General features: G+C 69.4%; 24 protein-coding genes. 14 read left to right on the top strand and 10 right to left on the bottom strand.

Going from position 1 to position 22,145, the window contains the following annotated elements; translation table 11 throughout:
- Positions 1 to 97 precede the first annotated feature (97 nt).
- On the top strand, positions 98 to 1,945 hold the full coding sequence (locus H5T77_RS09995) for a glycoside hydrolase family 3 protein (RefSeq protein WP_292648396.1): 1,848 nt from the start codon (positions 98 to 100) through the stop codon (positions 1,943 to 1,945).
- A 93-nt stretch (positions 1,946 to 2,038) separates the two neighbouring features.
- Here H5T77_RS09995 and H5T77_RS09990 read toward each other — a convergent pair whose 3' ends face one another.
- From H5T77_RS09990 to H5T77_RS09980, 3 genes are read right to left on the bottom strand one after another with little or no spacing between them, the layout of a single operon-like run.
- Positions 2,039 to 3,127, bottom strand: a complete 1,089-nt coding sequence (locus H5T77_RS09990; RefSeq protein ID WP_292648393.1) for an ABC transporter substrate-binding protein — start codon at positions 3,125 to 3,127, stop codon at positions 2,039 to 2,041.
- Positions 3,128 to 3,147: 20 nt separating this feature from the next.
- Positions 3,148 to 4,011, bottom strand: coding sequence for an ABC transporter permease (locus H5T77_RS09985; RefSeq protein ID WP_292648390.1), 864 nt, complete (start codon positions 4,009 to 4,011; stop codon positions 3,148 to 3,150).
- Complete coding sequence (locus H5T77_RS09980) at positions 4,008 to 4,799, bottom strand: ABC transporter ATP-binding protein (RefSeq protein ID WP_292648387.1); 792 nt, start codon at positions 4,797 to 4,799, stop codon at positions 4,008 to 4,010. Before H5T77_RS09980 ends, H5T77_RS09985 begins: the two co-directional genes overlap by 4 nt.
- 45 nt (positions 4,800 to 4,844) lie before the next feature.
- On the opposite strand from H5T77_RS09980, the gene H5T77_RS09975 reads away from it, so the two are divergent.
- Entirely contained in the window at positions 4,845 to 5,624 is a 780-nt protein-coding gene (locus H5T77_RS09975) for an exodeoxyribonuclease III (RefSeq protein ID WP_292648386.1), read from the top strand.
- Positions 5,625 to 5,639: 15 nt separating this feature from the next.
- Here the strand turns inward: H5T77_RS09975 and H5T77_RS09970 are convergent, their stop codons facing one another.
- Positions 5,640 to 5,975, bottom strand: a complete 336-nt coding sequence (locus H5T77_RS09970) for a TfoX/Sxy family protein (RefSeq protein WP_292648383.1) — start codon at positions 5,973 to 5,975, stop codon at positions 5,640 to 5,642.
- 92 nt (positions 5,976 to 6,067) lie between these two features.
- Between H5T77_RS09970 and H5T77_RS09965 the strand changes: the two genes are divergently transcribed.
- Together H5T77_RS09965 and H5T77_RS09960 are read left to right on the top strand one after the other, a co-directional pair.
- Complete coding sequence (locus tag H5T77_RS09965; RefSeq protein WP_292648380.1) at positions 6,068 to 7,159, top strand: DNA recombination protein RmuC; 1,092 nt, start codon at positions 6,068 to 6,070, stop codon at positions 7,157 to 7,159.
- Positions 7,160 to 7,243: 84 nt separating this feature from the next.
- Positions 7,244 to 7,687: a DUF6542 domain-containing protein gene (locus H5T77_RS09960; RefSeq protein WP_292648377.1), complete on the top strand. Its 444-nt coding sequence runs from the start codon at positions 7,244 to 7,246 to the stop codon at positions 7,685 to 7,687.
- Between the two features lie 18 nt (positions 7,688 to 7,705).
- Here H5T77_RS09960 and H5T77_RS09955 read toward each other — a convergent pair whose 3' ends face one another.
- Positions 7,706 to 8,335, bottom strand: coding sequence for an L-threonylcarbamoyladenylate synthase (locus H5T77_RS09955; protein ID WP_292648374.1), 630 nt, complete (start codon positions 8,333 to 8,335; stop codon positions 7,706 to 7,708).
- A 57-nt stretch (positions 8,336 to 8,392) separates the two neighbouring features.
- Entirely contained in the window at positions 8,393 to 9,388 is a 996-nt protein-coding gene (locus H5T77_RS09950) for a 4-hydroxy-3-methylbut-2-enyl diphosphate reductase (RefSeq protein ID WP_292648372.1), read from the bottom strand.
- A gap of 123 nt (positions 9,389 to 9,511) precedes the next feature.
- Between H5T77_RS09950 and xseA the strand changes: the two genes are divergently transcribed.
- Complete coding sequence (gene xseA / locus H5T77_RS09945; RefSeq protein ID WP_292648369.1) at positions 9,512 to 10,759, top strand: exodeoxyribonuclease VII large subunit; 1,248 nt, start codon at positions 9,512 to 9,514, stop codon at positions 10,757 to 10,759.
- On the top strand, positions 10,752 to 10,955 hold the full coding sequence (locus H5T77_RS09940; protein WP_292648367.1) for an exodeoxyribonuclease VII small subunit: 204 nt from the start codon (positions 10,752 to 10,754) through the stop codon (positions 10,953 to 10,955). The genes xseA and H5T77_RS09940 overlap by 8 nt, the downstream gene beginning before the upstream one ends.
- Before the next feature lie 74 nt (positions 10,956 to 11,029).
- Here H5T77_RS09940 and H5T77_RS09935 read toward each other — a convergent pair whose 3' ends face one another.
- Positions 11,030 to 11,653, bottom strand: a complete 624-nt coding sequence (locus H5T77_RS09935) for a DUF4245 family protein (protein WP_292648364.1) — start codon at positions 11,651 to 11,653, stop codon at positions 11,030 to 11,032.
- A gap of 212 nt (positions 11,654 to 11,865) precedes the next feature.
- Here H5T77_RS09935 and H5T77_RS09930 point away from each other — a divergent pair, with 212 nt between their 5' ends.
- From H5T77_RS09930 to H5T77_RS09895, 8 genes are all read left to right on the top strand, one after another.
- Positions 11,866 to 12,255, top strand: a complete 390-nt coding sequence (locus H5T77_RS09930; RefSeq protein ID WP_292648361.1) for a TOBE domain-containing protein — start codon at positions 11,866 to 11,868, stop codon at positions 12,253 to 12,255.
- Positions 12,252 to 13,004, top strand: coding sequence for a molybdate ABC transporter substrate-binding protein (gene modA, locus H5T77_RS09925; RefSeq protein ID WP_292648357.1), 753 nt, complete (start codon positions 12,252 to 12,254; stop codon positions 13,002 to 13,004). The genes H5T77_RS09930 and modA overlap by 4 nt, the downstream gene beginning before the upstream one ends.
- A gap of 58 nt (positions 13,005 to 13,062) precedes the next feature.
- Entirely contained in the window at positions 13,063 to 13,824 is a 762-nt protein-coding gene (locus H5T77_RS09920) for an ABC transporter permease (RefSeq protein ID WP_292648355.1), read from the top strand.
- On the top strand, positions 13,821 to 14,519 hold the full coding sequence (locus H5T77_RS09915) for an ATP-binding cassette domain-containing protein (protein ID WP_292648353.1): 699 nt from the start codon (positions 13,821 to 13,823) through the stop codon (positions 14,517 to 14,519). The genes H5T77_RS09920 and H5T77_RS09915 overlap by 4 nt, the downstream gene beginning before the upstream one ends.
- 43 nt (positions 14,520 to 14,562) lie before the next feature.
- The gene (glpX, locus tag H5T77_RS09910) at positions 14,563 to 15,582 is read left to right on the top strand and encodes a class II fructose-bisphosphatase (RefSeq protein ID WP_292648351.1); all 1,020 of its coding nucleotides are present in this window, start codon (positions 14,563 to 14,565) and stop codon (positions 15,580 to 15,582) included.
- A 143-nt stretch (positions 15,583 to 15,725) separates the two neighbouring features.
- Positions 15,726 to 16,685, top strand: a complete 960-nt coding sequence (locus H5T77_RS09905) for an alpha/beta fold hydrolase (RefSeq protein ID WP_292648349.1) — start codon at positions 15,726 to 15,728, stop codon at positions 16,683 to 16,685.
- Between the two features lie 5 nt (positions 16,686 to 16,690).
- Positions 16,691 to 17,356: a TetR/AcrR family transcriptional regulator gene (locus H5T77_RS09900; protein WP_292648346.1), complete on the top strand. Its 666-nt coding sequence runs from the start codon at positions 16,691 to 16,693 to the stop codon at positions 17,354 to 17,356.
- 33 nt (positions 17,357 to 17,389) lie between these two features.
- A complete protein-coding gene (locus H5T77_RS09895) occupies positions 17,390 to 18,382 on the top strand; it encodes a cytochrome c oxidase assembly protein (protein WP_292648343.1) in 993 nt (330 codons plus the stop codon).
- Positions 18,383 to 18,387: 5 nt separating this feature from the next.
- On the opposite strand, the gene H5T77_RS09890 is transcribed toward H5T77_RS09895, so the two are convergent.
- The 3 genes from H5T77_RS09890 to H5T77_RS09880 all read right to left on the bottom strand — a co-directional run bounded on the left by H5T77_RS09890 (position 18,388) and on the right by H5T77_RS09880 (position 22,101).
- Complete coding sequence (locus tag H5T77_RS09890; RefSeq protein WP_292648341.1) at positions 18,388 to 19,464, bottom strand: ABC transporter ATP-binding protein; 1,077 nt, start codon at positions 19,462 to 19,464, stop codon at positions 18,388 to 18,390.
- 104 nt (positions 19,465 to 19,568) lie between these two features.
- Positions 19,569 to 21,293 (bottom strand): sulfatase-like hydrolase/transferase, encoded by a 1,725-nt coding sequence (locus tag H5T77_RS09885; protein ID WP_292648339.1) that lies wholly within the window; start codon positions 21,291 to 21,293, stop codon positions 19,569 to 19,571.
- Positions 21,294 to 21,423: 130 nt separating this feature from the next.
- A complete protein-coding gene (locus H5T77_RS09880; protein ID WP_292648337.1) occupies positions 21,424 to 22,101 on the bottom strand; it encodes a DUF1707 SHOCT-like domain-containing protein in 678 nt (225 codons plus the stop codon).
- Between the last annotated feature and the right edge of the window lie 44 nt (positions 22,102 to 22,145).

Raw genomic sequence — 22,145 nt, 5'->3', positions numbered from 1 at the left:
AATTCCGCAGTCTCTGCAATTTTCTTCCATGACCGGTTGATAGCCCCTAAAGTGAATCGCCGTGCCGTCTATCAGCGGTGCAGATGGAGAGGTTGTCATGAGCAGAACGACACTGACTAGGTGCGGAAGGCTCGCGGCTGCGGGTCTCGCCGCCGCGGTGGCGGTTGCGATGCCGTACGCAGCAACCCACGCCACGGGACCGGAACAAGCCACGGCCGCCAGCGGCAGGACGCCGACACAGCACGGCAAGATCGTCTCCCTGATGCAGCACATGTCGCTTCAGCAGAAGATCGGCCAGCTCTTCGTGATCGAGGTCTACGGACGCGACGCCAACAACATCAGCGACGCGGCGAAGGCCGGGAACCAGAAGCTCTACGGGGTGGACACCCCGGCGCAGGCGATCGCGAAGTACCAGCCCGGCGGCGTCATCTACTTCACCACCCGCGGCCCCGACAACATCGGTGACCCGGCCCAGGTGGCGACCCTCTCCAACGGCCTCCAGCAGGCCGCGCTGCAGCAGCGGCCCAAGATCCCCCTGAACATCGCCGTCGACCAGGAGGGCGGCGCGCTCGTGGCGCGCTTCGGTCCCGCCAGCGGCGCGACCCAGATGCCCGGGCAGATGGCGCTGGGCGCCTCCGGCTCGACCGACGACGCCGCCCGTTCGGCCGAGGTGATCGGCACCGAGCTGGCCGCCGTCGGCGTCACCCAGGACTACGCTCCGGTCGCCGACGTCAACCTCAACCCCAACAACCCGGTGATCGGGATCCGCTCGCCCGGCGCCGACCCGGCCGCGGTCTCCGACATCGTCGTCGCCGAGGTCGAGGGCTTCGACGACGGCAACCTCTCCTCGATCGCCAAGCACTTCCCCGGTCACGGCGACACCGGGGTCGACAGCCACTACGGCCTTCCCGAGGTGACCCACACTCGCGAGGAGCTCGAGGAGATCGACCTGCCGCCTTTCAAGGCCGCGATCGACGCCGGGATCGACGCGATCATGACGGCGCACGTGACCGTGCCCGCGATCGACCCCAGCGGTGAGCCGGCGACCATGTCCGAGCCGATCCTCACCGGCCTGCTCCGCGAGGAGATGGGCTTCGACGGCCTGATCGTCACCGACGCCCTCGACATGCAGGGCGCGGCCGCGACCTACCCGGCCGACGTCGCCCCGGTCGAGGCCTTCCTGGCCGGCGCCGACCAGCTGCTCATCCCGCCGAAGATGGACGTCGCCTACGCCGCGGTCACCGACGCCGTCAAGGACGGCACCATCTCGCGCAAGCGGCTCGACGAGTCGGTCTACCGGATCCTGAAGCACAAGCTCGACAACGAGATCTTCGAGGACCCGTACGTAGACGCGGCGGTCGCTCCGGCGGTCTTCAGCAACCCGCAGCACAAGGCCGACGCCCAGTCCATCTCCGATCGCACCACCACCTTGGTGAAGAACGACGACGACCTGCTGCCGCTGGCGGCCGGGCCGAAGAACGTTCTGGTCGCAGGCTGGGGTGTCGACACGACCGCGGGCATCGCGGCCGGCCTCCAGAAGCGCGGCGCGACCACCCAGGTGCTGCAGTCGGGCACCACGCCGAGCGACGCGAACATCGCCGCTGCGGTCGAGGCCGCCGAGGGCAAGGACCTGGTCGTGGTGCCGACCAACAATGCCTGGCAGATCAACCCGTCGACCGGTCAGCCGACGCCCGCCGCGGTGGCCCAGACCAAGCTGGTCAAGGCGCTGCTCGACACCGACACCCCGGTGGTCGTGACCGCGATGCGCAACCCCTACGACGTCACGTCCTTCCCGGAGGCCGCGACCGTCCTCAACACCTACGGCTACACCTCTCACCAGCTCGAGTCGCTGGTGCGGGTGCTCTACGGCGAGGTCGACCCGAGCGGCAAGCTGCCGGTCGAGATCCCCGACCTCTTCCCGCTGGGCCACGGGCTCTCCTACTAGTCCCCAACCTGGTTCCACAGAACGACGATGGCGACCCTCCCGGATCCGTGAGGGTCGCCATCTTTCTGCTGTCGGCTCAGGAACCCGCTCGTGTCACGGAGCGGGCCAGATGACCTTGTCCTCGTCGTCGACGACGGCTTCGGCGAAGGACGTGTCGAACCAGGAGGCGGCGTCCTCGGGCGTGACCTTCTGCCCGGCGTACGTCGTCACGACCCCGGCCAGCGCGGCGACGTTGTCGGGGTCGACCGAGCCGAACTTGCCCGGGAGCGGGTTGTCGGCAGCGACCTCGACCTCGGTGCGCCAGATCGCCGTCTCGTGCTTCTCGTCGGACTCGGCGCCGGCGAGGTCGTGCTGATAGCCGATGCACTCCTCGACGTGCTCGTCGGCGGCACAGTAGGCGTAGGCCTTGAAGATGGCGCGGAGGAAGTCCTGGACCGCGGTGGGGTGCTTCTTCGCCCAGGCGGGGTTGACGGAGTAGGCGCCCAGCGAGCCGGGCACGTCGAAGTCGGTCGGCTCCCAGACGGTGACCTCCTCGCCCGCCTCCTTCAGCTGGTTGGGCTCGTTGGAGACGAACCCGACCAGCGCGTCGACCTGCCCGCGGGTCAGGATGCCGGGGTCGTAGCCGACCTTGACCTGCTTCACCGACGACTGGTCGACCCCCGCCTGGGCGAGCATCGCCTGCACACCGACCGGCACCCAGCCCTTGTGACCGAGGGTCTTGCCCTCGAGCTGGCTGAGATCGGTGATGTCGCTGCGGGTCATCAGCACATCGAGGCCGGCGTTGGAGTAGGACGAGACGCCGAGCACCTTCAGGCCGCTCGCGTTGGAGGTCATGATGTCCTGCTCCGAGAGCGGCCCGACCTGCACCTTCCCGGCAGCGATCAGCTTGGCGTTCTGGGAGACGTCGCCCGAGCCCGGCTGGAGCTCGACGTCGAGGCAGAGGTCGTTGAAGTAGCCCAGCCGATCCGCGGCGATCGCCTCCATGATCGAGGCCGACGCCTGCCAGTAGTAGCCCGACATGTAGGTGATCTTCCCGGCCGCCTCGTTCTGCTCGCAGCGCTCGGCCGAGACCGCGCTCCCCTGCTCGCCGGCGGTCTCCTGCGAGGACCCGCAGGCGGTCAGCGCAGTCAGCAGGACGAGCACCGAGGCGAGGGCAGGGGCTATCGGACGTACGCGGGACATCAAGGGGCTCCTTAGGAGGATCAGGGCTGGTGCCAGCGGAGCACTCGCCGCTCGGCGAGCGTCACGAACCAGAACAGCAGCGACCCGAGCGCCGCGAGGACGAAGATCGCTGCCCACACGGTAGCCAGTCTGTTCTGTGAGCTGGCCACCTGTATCACGCTGCCGAGCCCTTCCGCCGAGCCCGCGGCGGCGAGCTCGGCCACCACGGCGCCGATCATCGAGAGCGGGAAGACGATCCGCAGAGAGGCGAAGACGTAGGGCAGCGACGCCGGGACCCGCAGGTACCGCAGCACCTCCAGCCGGCTCGCGGCCACGGTGCGGTAGACCTCCAGCACCGGACCCGGCACCGTGCGCAGCCCGGTCGCCACGTTGATCAGGATCGGGAAGAAGCAGACCAGAGCGGTCAGGACGACCTTCGGCGCCATCCCGAAGCCGAGTGCGACCACCAGCAGCGGCGCGATCGCCACCAGCGGTGTCACCGAGAGCACCACCGCCAGCGGCATCACCGCGCGACGCACCACCGCGACCTCGCTCACCACCACGGCGAGCGCGAAGGCGGCGACGAACCCGATCCCGAGGCCCACCATCGCCTCGCCGAGCGTGATCAGGGTGTTCTCCAGGAAGTAGGCCAGATCCTCGCTCAGCACGCCCGCGATCTCGCCGAGCGGCGCGAACAGGTAGGGCATCTGCCGCGCCCCGATGCCCCACGCGATCGCGAGCACCACGACGAGGAGGACGAACGGGAGCCAGTACGCCGGGCGGAGCAGCCGAGTCCGGCGACGCAGGCGGCGAGCGGCGAGCTGCTCGGGGGTGGGGACGAGGAGATGCGGCCGTCTCGGTGGGATCGGCTGCGTACCCGTCTGGGCACCCGGCTGGAGGCTCACGAGACCACCTCGCCGTGGCTGAAGGCGTCCCGCAGGCTGTCGCGGAGGGCCAGCTCGTAGGCGTGGAACTGCGGAGAAGTGATGATCTCCTGGTGGCGCGGGCGGGGCAGGTCGATGTCGATGATGTCGGTGATCCGGCCGGGCCGCGGCGCCATCACCACCACTCTGTCCGACAGCCTGACGGCCTCGGAGATCGAGTGGGTGACGAAGACGACGGTCGCGCGGGTCTGCTCCCACAGCTCCAGCAGCTGCTCCTGGAGAGCCTCCCGGGTGAACTCGTCGAGAGCGCCGAACGGCTCATCGAGAAGGAGTACGTCAGGACGCAGCCCGAAGGCGCGTACGATCGCGGTCCGCTGCTTCATGCCGCCCGACAGCTCGGCGGGGAGCTTGTGGAGCGACTCCCCCAGCCCGACCTCGCGCAGCATCGCCTCCAGGTCCGGGCGGCCGCGGTCGCTTCGGCGGTTGACCTTGTGGGGCAGCGTCACGTTGCCGAGCACGCTCAGCCAGGGCAGCAGCGCAGGAGACTGCGGCACGAACCCGAAGGCCTTCGCCTCGGCGGCCTCCTTCGGGGTCAGACCGCAGACGGTGATCCTCCCCGCGTCGGCCGACTCCTGCCCGCTGATCAGCCGCAACAGCGTCGACTTCCCACACCCCGAGGGACCGATGATGCTCACGAACGTGCCCGGCTCGATGGTCAGGTCGACGTCGTCCAGGGCGATCAGATCGACGAGATCAGCCTGCTCGTAGAGACGACGAACCCCGTGCATCTCGATCGTCGCGCTGCCCACGCCTCAAACGGTAGTCCACCGGGCCTCCCCGATAGTCTGACGGGCGTGCGTATCGCCACCTGGAACATCAACTCCATCCGCTCCCGCATCGACCGCGTCGAGGCCTTCGTCGAACGACACTCGATCGACGTGCTCGCGCTGCAGGAGACCAAGGCCAAACCCGACCAGATCCCGACGATGGGGTTGGAGGCGCGCGGCTACGAGGTGGCCTCGGTCGGCTATGACCAGTGGAACGGCGTCGCGCTGCTCTCCCGGGTCGGGCTGGACGACGTCCAGGTCGGATTCGAGGGCATGCCCTCGTTCAAGGACGTGGCCGAGGCCCGCGCCCTCACGGCGACGTGCGGCGGCGTACGCGTGACCTCGGTCTACGTCCCCAACGGCCGCAAGCCCGACGACCCGCACTACGCCTACAAGCTGGAGTGGCTCACCGCGCTGCAGAAGGCGGCGACCGCCTGGCACGACGGGCCGTCGGCCATGGTCGGCGACTGGAACGTCTGCCCCTACGACGAGGACTGCTTCGACCCCAAGCAGTTCGTCGGCAAGACCCACCTCACCCCCGCCGAGCGCGACGCCTTCTTCGCCATCGAGAAGGACTTCAAGGACGTCGTACGCCCCTTCGTGCCCGGCCCGGAGGCCTACACCTACTTCGACTACTACCGGCAGCGCTTCGAGCGCAACCGCGGTCTGCGCATCGACTTCGTCCTCGGCTCACCGACGTTCGCCTCGCGGGTCACCGGCGCCTTCGTCGACCTCGACGAGCGCAACCACGCCATCGGCACCGGCTCCCCCTCCGACCACGCTCCGGTGATCGTCGACATCGACTGAAGCCGGCTACTTCGACTACTTCGGCGGCTTCGGGGGCTTTGGCGGCAACGACTCGGCCGTCGCGACGCCGCGGCTGACCCAGTCTGCGAGCGCGTCGCCGCGGACCAGGTCGGCGGCGACGTTGACGTAGCCGGACATCGTCCGGGCGCCCATGATCGTCGGTTCCGCGCCTGCCGCGATGGCGGCCTCGTAGGCAGACTTGCCGGTGCGTACGAGCAGGTCGTCGGGGCCGACTGCGCACGCCATGTTGCCGTTCACCATGAACGCCAGCCCACCGAACATCTTCATCTCGGTGGCACCGGCAGGCATCAGGTCGCGCACTCGTTCGGCCAGTTCAGTGTCGTAGGCCATGTCTCTATGGAATCACGAGTCGGCACAACTGTGCCTGATCGAACAACTGTGCCTGACCCAAACTGTCGGTGGTCCCTGCGAGGATCAGTGGCATGGAGATCTGGATCCTTGTGCTCGGCCTGGTGATCGGTCTTGTCCTGGGTGCCCTCCTCGGGGTGCTGTGGGTGCGTGCGCGGAGCGTGGGCACGGTCGCGGCGGGGATGGTGGACCAGGCAGAGGTGATGCAGGGCCTCGACCGGCTCAGCGACCAGATGCAGCATCTCGACCGGGAGCGGGCGCGCTGGCAGGGACAGTTCGAGACCGAGGTCGGCCGGCTGCAGACCGAGACCCGGACGCTGTCGACCGCACTGCGCAAACCCCAGGTCAGAGGCCGTTGGGGTGAGATGCACCTGCGGCGCGCGGTGGAGCTCGCCGGCCTGGTGGACAAGTGCGACTTCTCCGAGCAGGTGCATTTGGAGGACGGGCGGCTGCGCCCCGACCTCGTGGTTCACCTGTCCGGCAACAAGGAGCTGGTCGTCGACTCCAAGGTCCCGCTGGACGCCTACCTCGATGCCGCGGCCGCGGACAACGAGGACGACTACCGGGCTCACCTGCGTAGACACACCGCCCAGCTGCGTACGCATGTGGACCAGCTGGCCTCGAAGGCCTACTGGCGCTTCCTGGAGGAGTCGCCCGAGTTCGTCGTGCTGTTCGTGCCCGCGGAGTCGTTTCTCTCGGCCGCGCTGGAGACCGAGCCCAGCCTGATCGAGTACGCCGCGGAGCGTCGCGTCGTGCTCGCCTCACCGACGACGCTGATCGCCCTGCTGCGCACGGTCGCGCACGGATGGTCCCACGAAGCCCTTGCCGAGCAGGCCCGTGAGATCCACCGCCTCGGCCGCGACCTGCACCAGCGCCTCGCCACGATGTCCACTCATCTGGACGGCATCGGGCGTTCGCTCAACACCGCGGTGACTCGCTACAACCAGGCGATCGGGTCGTTCGACAACCGGGTCCTGGTGGCCGCCCGTCGTTTCAATGAACTATCGGTAACCGACGACGATCTCGAGACGCCTCGGGCCGTCGAGATCCGGGCTGTGGAGCGGCTGAGCAGCGTAAGGGAGGATGATCGGCGCGCCGCCGAGAATGACGGTGTGCCGGGCCCTACCGTGGGTTCTGATACACAGGCTGCATACGAGAGATCGTGACCCCATGAGTGAGCGCCAGCGAGCGACGATAGGCCTCATGCCGTCGCGTCCGTATCCTGGCGCTTGCGCCACGGGGGCGACGGCATGAGTGAGCGCACCATCTGGGAGGAAGGACGCGAGTCCGGCCGCCATGTTGTCGCGCTCGGATCCGCCACGTCGCTGACGGTGACCTTCGTCGATCTGCTCATCGACGACCAGATCGGCCTCTTCTTCGACTTCACCTTCGTGGCGATCGCGCTGACGCTCGCGCTCATCGTCAGACCCAGTGACTTCTTCGTGGTCGCCGTGCTTCCGCCGCTGATCATGCTCGGCATCTTCATCCTGCTGGCCGCGACCCAGCCCGGGTCGATCGCCGATCCCGCAGACGGGTTCGTCCAAGCCGTGGTCAGCGGCCTCGGACACCACGCGATCAGCCTCTTCATCGGCTACGGACTGTGCCTGGGCTGCCTGGTGATGCGCCGCCGGGTCCTGCGACAGCGCAGCGAGACCCGTGAAGAGGTCGAGCGCGAGCGCGCGCTGGCCTCCTGACTCGAACCGTTCGGAGCGTCAGTCCATGGCCAGGAAGCCGGAGACGTCGCCGGCACCCTCACGGATGATCTCGGGCTGACCGTCGGACCAGTCGATGACCGTCGTGGGCTCGGCCGGGGTCTCACCGGCCTCGATCACGATGTCGACCTGGTGGTCGAGCGCCTCCTTGACGTTCCAGCCGAAGACCTCCGGCTCGGTCTCCCCCGGCAGGATCAGCGTCGAGGACAGCAGCGGCTCGCCGAGCTCCTCGAGGAGCGCCTGCACCACGGCGTGCTCAGGGATGCGTACGCCGACGGTCTTCTTCTTCGGGTGCATCAGCCGACGCGGCACCTCCGGGGTCGCCGGGAGGATGAAGGTGTAGGGCCCCGGCGTCGCGTGCTTGATCGCCCGGAAGGCGCTGTTGTCGACGTGGACCATCGTGCCGAGCTGGGCGAAGTCCTTGCAGATCAGCGTGAAGTGGTGGCGGTCGTCGAGACCACGGATCCGCAGGATCCGGTCGCGACCGTCCTTGTTGCCGACCCGGGAGCCGAGCGCGTAGCCGGAGTCGGTGGGGTACGCGATCAGCTGGTCGTCACGCAGGGCGTCGACGACCTGGCTGATCAGACGGGACTGCGGGTTGTCAGGGTGTACGTCGAGGAATCGGGCCACCCCTCGACCCTAACCCTCTTGGGAGGGGGTGGATCAAGAGGCGACCCGGTAGATGCCCTAGCGGGCTGCGGCAGCCTTGAGGTCCTTGCGGAGCTCGGTGGGCAGCGCGAAGATCAGCGACTCCTCGGCGCTCTTGTGGGCCGTGGCGTCCGGGAAGCCCCGGGCCTTGAGGAACTCGATGACGCCCTCGACCAGGTTCTCCGGGACGCTGGCTCCGGACGTGACCGAGACGTTGCGAACGCCATCCAGCCAGCTCTCGTCGATCTCACTGGCGTCGTCGACGCGGTAGGAGGCCTTGGCGCCGGCCTCGAGGGCGACCTCGACCAGGCGGACCGAGTTGGAGGAGTTGCCGGAGCCGACGACGATGACCAGGTCGCTGGCCGCGCCGATCTCCTTGACCGCCTGCTGACGGTTCTGGGTGGCGTAGCAGATGTCGTCGCTGGGCGGGTCGAGCAGCTCGGGGAACTTCACCCGGAGCTCGGCAACGGTCTCCATGGTCTCGTCGACCGAGAGGGTCGTCTGGGAGAGCCAGACGACCTTGGACGGGTCGGGAACCTCGATGTTCTGCACGTCGCCGGGGCCCTCGACGAGCGTGGTCGCCTCCGGCGCCTCGCCCATGGTGCCCTCGACCTCCTCGTGACCGGCGTGGCCGATCAGCAGGATGCTGTAACCCTCGCGCGCGAACCGCTTGGCCTCGAGGTGGACCTTGGTCACCAGGGGGCAGGTCGCGTCGATCGTCTTCAGCTCACGCACGGCGGCGTCGGAGTGGACCGCCGGCGAGACGCCGTGGGCGGAGAAGACGACGGTCGCTCCCGAGGGGACCTCGTCGAGCTCGTTGACGAAGACCGCGCCGCGGTTGCGGAGGTCGTCGACGACGTGCTTGTTGTGCACGATCTCCTTGCGCACATAGACCGGCGCTCCGTAGAGGTCCAGGGCCTGCTCTACGGTGATCACGGCCCGGTCCACTCCGGCGCAGTAGCCGCGCGGCTCCGCGAGGAGGACAGCCTTCTCGTCGTCGGAGATCAGGCGTGGGGTGCCGAGGTCGATGCTCATGCCTCCAGTCTAGAGACCGGGACGTGAACCTCCGAGTCGGCCGGGTGTCGGCCTTCTCTCATCTCCCGACGCGCGAGCCCCGGCAAGGCTCGGATGTCGGTGGACCGCTCTAGGGTTGGCGCCATGGCGTTGGACACCTCCCCCGAGTCGCCCGCTCCGGTGCGGCAGATCGCGAACGCGATCGGTGGCTGGATCGACAAGCTCGGTGCGGTCTGGGTGGAGGGGCAGGTGGCCCAGATGAGCCGGCGACCGGGGATGCAGACGGTGTTCCTGACCCTGCGTGACTCGGTGGCCGACATCTCGGTGCCGGTGACGTGCACCAGGTTCCTGCTCGACAGCCTCAACCCGCCGCTGGTCGAGGGCGCGTCGGTGATCATCCATGCGAAGCCGTCCTACTACGCCAACCGCGGCACCCTGTCGCTGCAGGCCCGCGACATCCGTCCGGTCGGGCTCGGCGAGCTGCTCGCCCGGCTCGAGCAGCGCCGGCAGCTGCTGGCCGCCGAGGGGCTCTTCGCGGCCGAGCTCAAGCGGCCGCTCCCGTTCCTGCCTGGCAAGGTCGGGCTGGTCACAGCGGCCAACTCCGCGGCCGAGCGCGACGTGCTCGAGAACGCGAAGCGGCGCTGGCCGCAGGTGGGATTCGAGGTGGCGTACGCCGCGATGCAGGGGCCCCGCAGCGCAGCCGACGTCGTCGAGAAGCTGCAGCGGCTCGACCGCGACCCCGAGGTCGACGTCATCGTCATCGCCCGCGGTGGCGGCTCCGTGGAGGACCTGCTGCCGTTCTCCGACGAGCACCTGATCCGTGCGGTCCACGCGGCCCGCACGCCGATCGTCTCCGCGATCGGCCACGAGCCCGACTCGCCGCTGCTGGACCTCGCCGCCGACGTACGCGCCTCGACGCCGACCGATGCCGCCAAGCTCGTCGTGCCCGACGTGGTCGAGGAGCAGCGGATCGTCGCCACCGGGCGCGACCGGCTCCGCGGCGGGATCGCCGCGCTGATCCATCGCGAGCAGACCCTGCTGGACGCGCTGCGCTCGCGCCCGGTGCTGGCCGACCCGCGCTCGCTCATCGACGCCCGGTTCGACGAGGTCGTCTCGCTGCGAGACCGAGCGCGGCGCACCGTCGGGCACGCTCTCGACCGGGCCGCCGACGACATCGGCCACCACCGAGCCCGCGCCAGAGCGCTGTCCCCGCTGGAGACGCTGAAGCGCGGCTACGCCGTCGCCCAGGACGCCGACGGCCACGTGCTCACCAGCGTCGCCGACGCCGCCGAAGGCGCCACCGTCAGCATCCGCGTCGCCGACGGACGCCTGGCCGCAACCATCACCTCGACCGAGAAGACCGAGCCCACCAAGGATGGCGCCGATGACTGACGACACCACCGACAAGAACCTCTCCTACGAGCAGGCCCGCGAAGAGCTGATCGACGTCGTGCGCAAGCTCGAGGCCGGCGGCATCACCCTCGAGGAGTCCTTGGCCCTGTGGGAGCGCGGCGAAAAGCTGGCCACCCTGTGCCAGGAGTGGCTCGACGGCGCCCGGAAGAAGATCGACGCCGCCATCCAGGACTGACGACCTCGCCTCGCTGGTCGAGCCGCGAGCGCCAGCGAGCGTGTCGACTCCGGCGGCTCGACCAGCGGTGGTCGCTACTTCAAGGACTCGGTGGTGAGGAGGGCGAGGTAGTCGCGTACGTCGCCGTCCTTGGGGCCCCACAGCATCAGCGTCTGGCCGTCGACCTCGGTGGAGTAGCCGTTGTCGCCGTCGGAGTCGGACCATTCGGTCCAGGTGGTGGCGACATCGGTCTCGATCGTGACCTCGTCGCCCTTCGTCGCCTGGGTGTCGACGTTCTTCTGGGCCAGCACCTGCGCCGAGCGGGCGGAGAGCTCCAGGCCGACGTAGGAGGTCTCGCCCTTGACGAACGACATGGTCCACGACGGCTCCTCGCCGCCCTGGTAGGACGGTTCGGTGTTGGCGTACCAGCCCGTGGGCAGCTCGCGGGGGTAGACGACGTCGATGTCGGCGGCCTGGGCGCTGTCCACGGCGTCGGCCCAGTCGGCCTTGTAGGTCGCGTTGGCGCCGCTGAGGTCACGCTCGACGTTGCCGCGCCACTGCACGATCAGCACGATCGGGACAACCAGGGCGAGCAGGAAGATCATCGACCCGATGAGCGCTCCGAACGTACGCGGGTAGCTGCGTGCCGGGGTCTCCGGCTGCTCGCTCGTCGGCTCGTTCGACGGCTGGGCGGGCTGCTGCTGATCGGTGTCGCTCACGCCGCCACCTCCGTGGCGCAAGCGCCATCATACGGACGCGGCGGCGTGTTGATTGTCTGGTTCCCTCGCTGGCGCTCGCTCACGCCCTCCATGGTCCCACTCGGCCGATGTTCCCTCGAATCGCGGTCTCGCCCGCCTTGGACGACGCATCAGAAGACTCCGCAGATGCGGGACTCTGGCCGAAATTCCCCCGCAGATGCGATACTCGTACGGTGCCCACCTACCGCATCGCCGAAGCCGCCGGCCTCCTCGGCGTCAGCGACGACACCGTGCGCCGCTGGATCGACACGGGACGGATCGAGGCGGCCACGGAGAACGGCCGCGCGGTGATCGAAGGCACCGTCCTGGCCAGGCTCGCCTCGGAGCTGGCCGATGCCCCCACCCCTGACCGGGCGAAGGCGGTCAGCGCCCGCAACCGGATGCTCGGGATCGTCACCCGGACCACCATGGACACGGTGATGGCCCAGGTGGAGATGGTCTGCGGGCCCTACCGGATCGTCTCGCTGATGAGCGCCGAGGCCGCGACCGAGCTCGGCCTGGAGCCCGGCGTCAGCGCGGTCGCGTCCATCAAGTCGACCAACGTCGTCGTGGAGCGCCCATGACCAGCAGGCCTGGGATCGCGGCCGTCGCCACTGCGGCCGTCCTCGTCCTCACCGGCTGCGGGAGCGCGAACGGGCAGGCAGACGAGCGGGACCTGACCGTCTTCGCCGCGGCCTCGCTGACCGACACGTTCACCGAGCTGGCGGAGAGGTTCGAGAAGGAGCACCCCGGCGTGGAGGTGACCACGAGCTTCGGCGGCTCCTCGGACCTGGTGGCCCAGATCGAGGACGGCGCCCCGGCGGACGTCTTCGCCTCCGCCGACACCAAGAACATGGGCAAGCTCGGCGACCTCGCCACCGACCCGCGGGCCTTCGCCGCCAACACGCTGGAGATCGCCACTCCCCCGGGCAACCCGGCGAAGATCTCCGGCTTCCAGGATCTGGCCGAACCGGGAACCAAGGTCGTCGTCTGCACGGTCGAGGTCCCGTGCGGCAACGCCACCGCCGAGATGGAGAAACTGACCGGCGTCGACATCGAGCCGGTCAGCGAGGAGCAGTCGGTCAGCGACGTACTCGCCAAGGTCACCTCCGGTGACGCCGACGCCGGCCTGGTCTACGTCACCGACGTGACCGCCGCCGGCGACTCCGTGACGGGCGTCGAGCTCGAGGAGTCCGGCCGGGTCGTGAACAGCTATCCGATCAGCGTCCTCGACGGCGCCGACGACGCCGAGCTCGCCCAGGCGTTCGTCGACCTCGTGCTGAGCGAGACCGGGCAGAAGGTATTGGCCGATGCCGGCTTCAGCCAGCCCTGATCTTCTCGGGGCCCCAAGGCGGACGGACCGGCAGAGGGGGGCCGGTCCGTCCGTCGGGATGCCACGCTGGCTGTGGTTCCCGGCGGCTCTCGCCGCGGCGTTCATCATCCTCCCGCTCGCCGCGATCGTCCTCCGTGTCGACCCGGCGACCCTCCCCGCACTCGTCACCTCGCCGTCCGCGCTGGAGGCGCTCTGGCTGAGCCTGCGCACCGCCACCGCCGGCACCGCGCTGTGCATCCTCCTCGGCGTACCTCTCGCCACAGTGCTCGCCCGCACCAGCTTCCGGGGGCAGGGCCTGATCCGCTCGCTGGTGCTGCTGCCGCTCGTGCTGCCGCCGGTCGTCAGCGGGCTGGCGCTGCTCTACACCTTCGGCCGCCGCGGGCTGCTGGGCCAGTCCCTGGACCTGGTCGGCATCCAGATCCCGTTCACCACCCTCGCCGTCGTGATCGCGCAGACCTTCGTCGCGCTGCCGTTCCTGGTGATCAGCCTCGAGGGGGCCCTGCGCACCAGCGGCACCCGGTACGAAGCGGTCGCGGCCACGCTCGGGGCCCGCCCGACCACCGTCTTCCGGCGCGTCACCCTCCCGCTGGTCGCGCCCGGCCTGCTCTCCGGGTCGGTCCTCGCCTTCGCCCGCTGCCTGGGTGAGTTCGGCGCCACGATCACCTTCGCCGGCAACCTCCCCGGCGTCACCAGCACGATGCCGCTCCAGGTCTACCTGCTCCGTGTCGACGATCCCGACGCGGCGGTCGCGCTCTCGCTCGTGCTGGTCGTCGTCGCCATCGCCGTGATCGGCTTCGCCCGCCACGGGAGGGCCCTGTGAGCGCGTTACACCTCCGGGCGGTGATCGCCCGGCGCGGCATCGACGTCACCCTCGACGTGGCCGCCGGAGAGACGGTCGCGATCACCGGACCCAACGGCGCCGGCAAGTCGAGCCTCCTCGGCGTGATCGCCGGGCTCCTTCGCCCCGACGACGGCGAGGTACGCCTCGGTGACCGCGTCCTCGACGCCACTCCCCCGCACGCCCGCGGGGTCGCGCTGCTGGCCCAGGACCCGCTGCTCTTCCCGCACATGTCGGTGCTGGCCAACGTCGCCTTCGCTCCGCGAGCCCGAGGCGTACGCCGCCGCCAGGCCAACGAGCTCGCCCTCCGTCACCTCACCGAGGTCGGCGCCGAGACGCTCGCCGGGCGCAGACCCACGGAGATCTCCGGCGGGCAGGCCCAGCGGGTGGCGGTGGCCCGGGCCCTCGCGGCCGACCCCGAGCTCCTCCTGCTCGACGAGCCGATGGCCTCTCTGGACGTCGACGTACGTCCCGCACTGCGGCAGACGCTGCGCACCGCCCTCGCGGACCGGACCGCCATCATCGTCACCCACGACGCCGCCGACGCCCGCGCGCTCGCCGACCGGGTGGTGGTGATCGAGCACGGCCACATCGTCGAGGACGGCCCCACCGAGCAGGTTCTGGACGACCCGCAGTCCGGCTTCGCTGTGAGGCTTGTCTCTGGATCGATCAAGTGACACCAGGGCCGCTCCACCTCGCCCGGCCGATAGATTGACCCTCATGAACGACACCCAGCCGCTCGGCGTCGCCCCCACCGCCCCTGACCGCAACCTGGCCCTGGAGCTGGTGCGCGTCACCGAGGCGGCGGCGATGGCCGCGTCCCGCTGGGTCGGTCGCGGCGACAAGAACGGCGCCGACGGGGTCGCGGTCCACGCGATGCGCACGATGATCTCCACGGTCGCCATGGACGGCACCGTCGTCATCGGCGAGGGCGAGAAGGACAACGCCCCGATGCTCTACAACGGCGAGCGCGTCGGCGACGGCACCGGCCCCGAGTGCGATGTCGCGGTCGACCCGATCGACGGCACCACGCTGACCGCCAAGGGCATGAGCAACGCGGTCGCGGTGATGGCGGTCGCCCCGCGCGGCAGCATGTACGACCCGAGCGCCGTCTTCTACATGGAGAAGCTGGTCACCGGCCCCGAGGCCGCCGACGTCGTCGACATCCGGCTGCCGGTCGCGGAGAACATCGCCGCGGTGGCGAAGGCCAAGGACACCAAGACCTCCGACATCACCGTGATCGTCCTCGACCGGCCGCGCCACGACAAGATGGTCGAGGAGATCCGCGAGACCGGTGCGCGGATCAAGTTCATCGTCGACGGCGACGTCGCCGGCGCGATCTCCGCTGCCCGTGCGGGCAGCGGCGCCGACCTGCTGATGGGCATCGGCGGCACCCCCGAGGGCATCGTCGCCGCCTGCGCGATGAAGGCGATGGGCGGCACCATCCAGGGCCGGCTGTGGCCCAAGGACGACGAGGAGCGCCAGCGCGCTCTCGACGCCGGCCACAACCTCGACCCCGACTTCGTGCTCCACACCGACGACCTGGTCACCGGCGACGACTGCTTCTTCGTCGCTACCGGCATCACCGACGGCGACCTGATGCGCGGCGTGCAGTACCTCCCCCACGGCGCCGTCGTCACCGACTCCCTGGTGATGCGCAGCCGCTCCGGCACCATCCGCAAGGTCACCTCCGAGCACCAGCTCGCGAAGCTCAAGGCATACAGCGCGATCGACTTTTGAGCCTCCGAGCCTCGCTCGGGCGAGCCTGCGAGCCCGAGCGACGGGCGGGTCGAGATCTAGCTTTCCCAGAACCCTGCTCTGCGCCGGGTGGTCTCGACAAGCTCGACCACCGGGAGTCTGGCCGACCCCGGTAAAGTCGGCGTATGACCATCCCCGCCGAGCCGACCGAGTCCAGAGCTTTCCTCCCCGGAGGAGTCGAGCTGGCGTACGACACGTTCGGCAGCCCCAGCGCTGACCCGCTGCTGCTGATCATGGGGCTCGGCGGCCCGATGACCTGGTGGGACGTCCAGCTGTGCGAGCAGCTGGCCGAGGCGGGGTTCTACGTGGTCCGCTACGACAACCGCGACGTCGGCCACTCCTCGCCGCACCCGTCCGACGAGCGGATCACGCTCGCGCGGCTGGCGCGGGCGTTCGCGGGGCTGCCGACCCAGGCGCCGTACACGCTCGACGACCTCGCCGACGACGCGGCCGCGCTGCTGAGCCATCTCGACATCGGCTCCGCGCACGTGTGGGGCGTGTCGATGGGTGGGATGATCGCCCAGACGCTCGCCATTCGTCACCCCGACCGGGTCCGCTCGGTCTGTTCGACGATGTCCACGACCGGCCACCGCAGGGTCGGCTTCCAGCACCCGACCCTGCTGCCGGCGCTGGTCATCAAGAAGCCCGGGCTGGAGGGCTACATCGAGCGCCAGATCAAAGGCGGCGTCCAGATCGGCTCGCCGGCCTTCCCCGAGCCCGAGGACGACGTACGCCGCCGGGCGATCGAGACCTGGAACCGCGGCGTGAGCTCGGCAGGCGTCGCGCGGCAGATGCTCACCGTCCTCACCCAGCCCGACCGCACCGCGGATCTCGGGCGCCTCCGGGTCCCGTTCAGCGTCATCCACGGCCTGAACGACAAGATGGTCCACGTCTCCGGTGGCCGGGCGACCGCTGCCGCCGTCCCCGGCGCCGAGCTCACCTTGTTCAAGGGCATGGGCCACGACCTGCCCCGCCCGCTGTGGCCGGCCTTCATCAGGGTCGTCCGTCGCACCGCCTACCGCACCGCCGACCACCCCTCCGACCGGGCCGCCAACCGGGCCGGCGACCGCCCCGTCACGGCCTAGCCCTGATGCCCACCACCCTCCCGGAGGACGAGCCAGAGTCGCTGCTCGCCAGGGCCCTCGCCGACGTCGCCGAGCCCATCGAGGACGAGGCGGTGACCGCCAGGCTCCTCGACGCGGCCGCGGAGCAGTTTCGTCAGATCGGGATCAAGCGCACCACCATGGAGGAGGTCGCCAAGCGGGCCGGGGTCGCCCGAATCACCGTCTACCGGCGCTTCACCAACAAGGACGCGCTGGTCGAGCAGGTCGTACGCCGCGAGTTCCGGCGCTACTTCGACCAGTTCGTCCTCGACATCGCCGATGCCGCCGACGCCGCCGAGCGCGTCGAGATCGGCTTCGCCAGCGCGATGCGGGCGATCCGCGGCAACCCGCTGATCGGCGGCCTGCTCACCGTCGAGACCGACTCCCTGGTGCACTCGATCGTCGGCGACGGCGGCCGCACGGTGGCCACGATCGCGCGCTTCGTTGCGGGCCAGCTGCGGCGCGAGCAGCGCGCCGGCAACGTACCTGCCGAGGTCGAGGTCGATCTCGTCGCCGAGCTGATGGTCCGCACCTCGACCTCGTTCCTGGTCACCCCGAGCGAGGTCGTCGACGTCGACGACGACGCGCAGCTACGCGCCCTGGCCCGGCTGTTCCTGGTGCCGCTGATCGACCCCGGCAGCCGCCTGAAATAACTTCCGGTCGCGCCCCGGAGATACCGTGAGACCATGCACGACCACGGCTCCCTGCCCGCGCTCGGCTGGTCCGAGTTCTTCACCACCTGGAGTCTCCAGCCCGGCTGGCTGCTCGCCGCGGTGATCCTCGCGGCGGGTTATCTCACGCTTCGCAATGCCGCCGGCGCCGCCTCGACGGTCAAGAGCTGGCGGGTGGCATCGTTCCTGTCCGGCCTCGCCCTGATGTACGTCGTCATCGCCTCGGCGATCAACGGCTATGCGATGTCGCTGGCGTGGATGCACATGGTGCTCCACCTGACCCTGATCATGGTCGTGCCCACGCTGCTCGTGCTGGGCCATCCGCTCACGGTCATCGCCGAGACCGGACCGCGCGCCGAGCGGGCTATCCGATCGCTCCCGGTCACCGTTCTCGTCCACCCAGCCACCGGCACCCTGCTCTACTCGGTGGTGATCATCGGCACCCATCTGTCCGGGTTCATGGACGCGATGGCGCGGAGCACCACGCTGATGGTCGGTGAGCAGATCCTCTACGTCGTCTCCGGGTTCCTCTTCCTCACCGGCACGATCGGTGAGGAGAAGGTGCGCTCCGACCTGCCCTACCTGGGCCGGATCGCGCTTCTCGTGGTCGGCATGGTGCCCGACACGATCGTCGGGATCGTGATGCTGCAGACCGAGCGCGACCTCTATCCGATCTACTCCGAGGCCCGGCCCGAGTGGGCGCTCGACGCGGTCACGGACATCCAGACCGCCGGTGGTCTGATGTGGGCCGCCGGCGACGGCGGCATGATGCTGCTCGCCATCGGCCTGGTCATCGCCGTGGTCTCCTCACCGGAGCGACGGGCGAAGATGACCGGACGTTTCCTCGACGGCGTACGCACCAGCCAGCTCGCCCAGGAGAGCGCCCGTGGCTCTGCTGTTCATGGGACCGACGAAGGCCCCGCCGAGCCGGGATCCGTGGATCCCGACAGCGACGAGGCCCTCGATGCCTACAACGCGATGCTGGCTCGGATGAACCAGCAGCACTGACTCGGTCAGTTGCTGACGCGCAGACCGGACTCCGTGTCGAAGACGTGGACGTCCTCGGGGTCGGTGGTGACGTAGAGCGTGTCGCCCTTGGCGACGTTGTCCTTGGAGGAGACCCGCACGATCAGCGTCGACGGGACGCCCTCGACGTCGCTGGTGCCGTAGATGAAGGAGTCCGAGCCGAGCTCCTCGACCACGGTCACCTTCACCGGCAGACCACCGTCGTTCTCGCCGACGATGCGGAAACCCTCGGGACGCACACCGACGGTGATCTCCTTGGGCAGGTTGGCGGTGGCACCGACCGGCACGACGTACTCGCCGATCTTGGCGCCGCCGTCGGCAGCGGTCGCCTTGATGATGTTCATCTGCGGCGAGCCGATGAAACCGGCGACGAAGAGGTTGACCGGCTTGCGGTAGAGCTCGAGCGGCGTGGCGACCTGCTGCAGCTCACCGGCGTTCATCACCGCGACGCGGTCGCCCATCGTCATCGCCTCGACCTGGTCGTGGGTGACGTAGACGGTGGTGATGCCGAGCTCGGCCTGGAGCTTGGCGATGTCGGTGCGGGTCTGCACGCGCATCTTGGCGTCGAGGTTGGACAGCGGCTCGTCCATGCAGAAGACCTGCGGCTGGCGGACGATCGCGCGGCCCATGGCGACGCGCTGGCGCTGACCACCGGAGAGCGCCTTCGGCTTGCGGTCGAGGTAGTCGGTCAGGCCCAGGGTCTTGGCGGCGTCGGCGACGAGCTTGTCACGCTCGGCCTTCGGGACCTTGGCCATCTTCAGCGAGAACGCCATGTTCTCGGCGACGCTCATGTGCGGGTAGAGCGCGTAGTTCTGGAAGACCATCGCGATGTCGCGGTCCTTGGGCGCCACGTTGGTGACGTCGCGGTCACCGATCCTGATGGCACCGGAGTTGACCTCCTCCAGCCCGGCGAGCATGCGCAGGGTGGTGGTCTTACCGCATCCGGACGGGCCGACGAGCACCATGAACTCGCCGTCCTGGATCTCGAGGTCGATGCCCTTGACCGCGGGCTCGTTGGCGCCCGCGTACCAACGCTGGGCCTTCTCGAAGCTGACTGTTGCCATGATTCCGTTGTCTCCTTCACCGGCAGGTACGTGCCGGACGATCCGTTGTGAAGTGACCGAGGCCACATCGGCCCCGGCGGAGACACCTTAGCCCAGATCCGGGCTCAGCGGGTCAGAGCCCGGCAGACAGCCGGTGCGCAGCCCTCGTAGGCCTCGAGCCGGCGCATCAGGTCCCGGGCGTACGGCTTCGCGTGGTCCTCGGCGAAGACGTTGCGGTCCTCCCACGGCCGGTCGTAGCGGTAGAGCTCGTAGGCGTAGTCGGTGCCTCTCCAGGACTTGTCCAGGTCGAACCGGACGAGCAGGCCCTGCGAGCCGCGCACCGCGATGTAGGACGGGATGATGTCGATGGTCCCGCCCGACCCCTTGTCTAGGTCGACCTCGCCGGGATGGGCCTTGGCGTAGGTGTGCTCGAAGAAGGCGTACCTCGCGCCGGGGACCCCCGGCCGGCTCAGCGTGTCGGTGAACGAGCTCCCCGAGACGTACGCCGGGATCGGGGCTCCCGCGATGTCGAGGAAGGTCGGCGCGAGGTCGATGTTGTTGACGAACTGGCTGCGCTTGCCGGGCACCACGCCGGGGCCGACGACGACCAGCGGGACGCGGGTGTCGGAGTCGTAGGGGGCGCCCTTGCCACCGTTGAGCTGGTGCTGGCCGAGATGGAAGCCGTTGTCGGAGGTCAGCACGATGTAGGCGTCGTCGCCGGCGGCTTCGCGCACCTGGGCGACCATCCGGTCGATCGACTGGACCATCCGGGCGCGGTCGCGATACTGGCTCAGCGCCGTCTCGGCGCTGAGCGAGACCTTGTTGGTGCGCCAGGCAGGGGCCGGCGACGTACGTCCGCCGCGGTGAAGGTAGGTGGGGGCGTTGTCCTGGCGGTCGTCGTCGTAGCCGGCCAGGTCCGCCAACGTCAGCTCGCCGCAGTCGAACCGGCCGCAGTTGCCGCCAGCCGGGTCGCCGGCGGGTGCCTGGTCGGCGAACGCGGGCGGGAACCAGGTGTCCAGGCCCGGGTAGTGGTGGCCGAGCCGGGAGTGGGGACCATAGGCGGCGATCTCGAGGAAGTACGGCTCCTCGTCGTCCCGATGGTCCTCGATGAAGTCGAGGGCGTAGTCGCGGGTGACGTTGGCAGCGTACGCAGCGTCCTTGGCAGCCGGGGTGGCCGAGGTCGGCGGCTGCGGATGGTGGCGCAGCCGCATCTCGCCGTCGTCGTCGAGGAAGGTGCTCTGGTAGCCCCAGCCGCCGTAGGCGCCGCCGAGGAGCGCGTTCCACGAGTCCCAGCCGGGCACCTTGGGCGGCGGGACCCGGTTGCCGTCCGCATCGACGCTGGCCTCGTAGGCGTTGATGAACTTGCCCACGAAACCGGTCGTGTAGCCGGCCTCCTGCAGCCCGATGCTGAACTGCTTCTCGACGTTGCCGTAGCGCTGGAACGCCGACCAGCCGCCGACCGGGTGCTCCGGGTCGTTCTGGGTGTTGGTGAGGACCTTGGTGTGGTGCGGCGTCTGTCCGGTCAGCAGCGCCGCACGGGAGGGGCAGCACAGCGAGTCGATGACGAAGGCGTTCTGGTACGTCGCGCCCTCCGCGGCCATCTCGGCGGCCGCCGGCATCGTCCTGAGCAGCTCCAAGGAGAAGTCGTCCATCAGGATCAGGACGATGTCGGGGCGCTCGTCGGTCGTGGCGGCCAGCTCGGCCGCAGGCTCCGCGACCGTCGCGGTCGACGGGCCGGCTGCCGCGGGGCCGGCGACGACGGTCTTCGGACCGGCGACCAGGAGCCCGACGACCAGCGCCACGACCGCCAGGAGTGCGACGCCCAGCAATGCGCTCCAGGTCGGCTTCATCCTGAGGCTCCTTTGTGTATTAAGTAACTAGACAATAACGAGTTGGGGTGAGGTTATCGTCTTCTCTGCGGGCACGGCAAGACCGGTCCGCGAAGCGGACCCGGAGGGCGGGCTCGGCACGGAGGTGTGGCTAGTGCAGCCCGTGCGGCGGCGGCATCCGCAGCCGCTTGCTCTTGGTCTCCTTCACCGGCTTACGGATGACGGTGACGCCACCCATCAGCGCCAGGCCCTTCACCCGCAGCACCGGCCCACCGGACGGCTCGATCCCGCTCGGACCGACGTAGCCGCCCATGATCCCGACGCCCTGCATCACGACCTGGACGTCGGGGCCGACGGTGATGTTGACGCCGCCCATGATCGCGTTGGCGTAGATCACCGTCTCCTGGGCGGAGAACTGCGCCTGGCGCATGTCGAGCTCGGCACCACCCATCAGCGCGATCACGTTTCCGGTCGCCGGGACCGTCCAGACCCCGCGCCGGTCGACGCCGCTCATGATCGCGACGTAGAGCTGGCTCTCGATCGGAGTGTCGGCGAAGACCGCTGGGCTCTTCCCGGCGACGGGCGAGCCCTGCGGGACCAGCAACGACGGGCTCCCCGCGGCCGGCAGGTCGACGGTGATCGGGACCAGGTCGGCGTACGTCTTGGCCTTGAACGTCGCGTCGAGGCGGTCGTCGAGCTCGTCGATCTCCAGACGGCCCTCGCCTGCGGCCTCGCGCAGGATGTCGGCCACCTTGTGGCGGTCGGCATCGCTGATCCGAAGATTCGGATCAGGATTCTGGCCGCGGAATGGCTCGGGGGTCGTTCCCATGAGGCGAATGCTAGTGCGGGGGCCGGAGGCGCGCCTCGACAATC

The sequence above is a fragment of the Nocardioides sp. genome, from assembly GCF_014360585.1.
Lineage (GTDB): Bacteria > Actinomycetota > Actinomycetes > Propionibacteriales > Nocardioidaceae > Nocardioides.
This window is presented reverse-complemented; position numbering and strand designations above follow the sequence as displayed.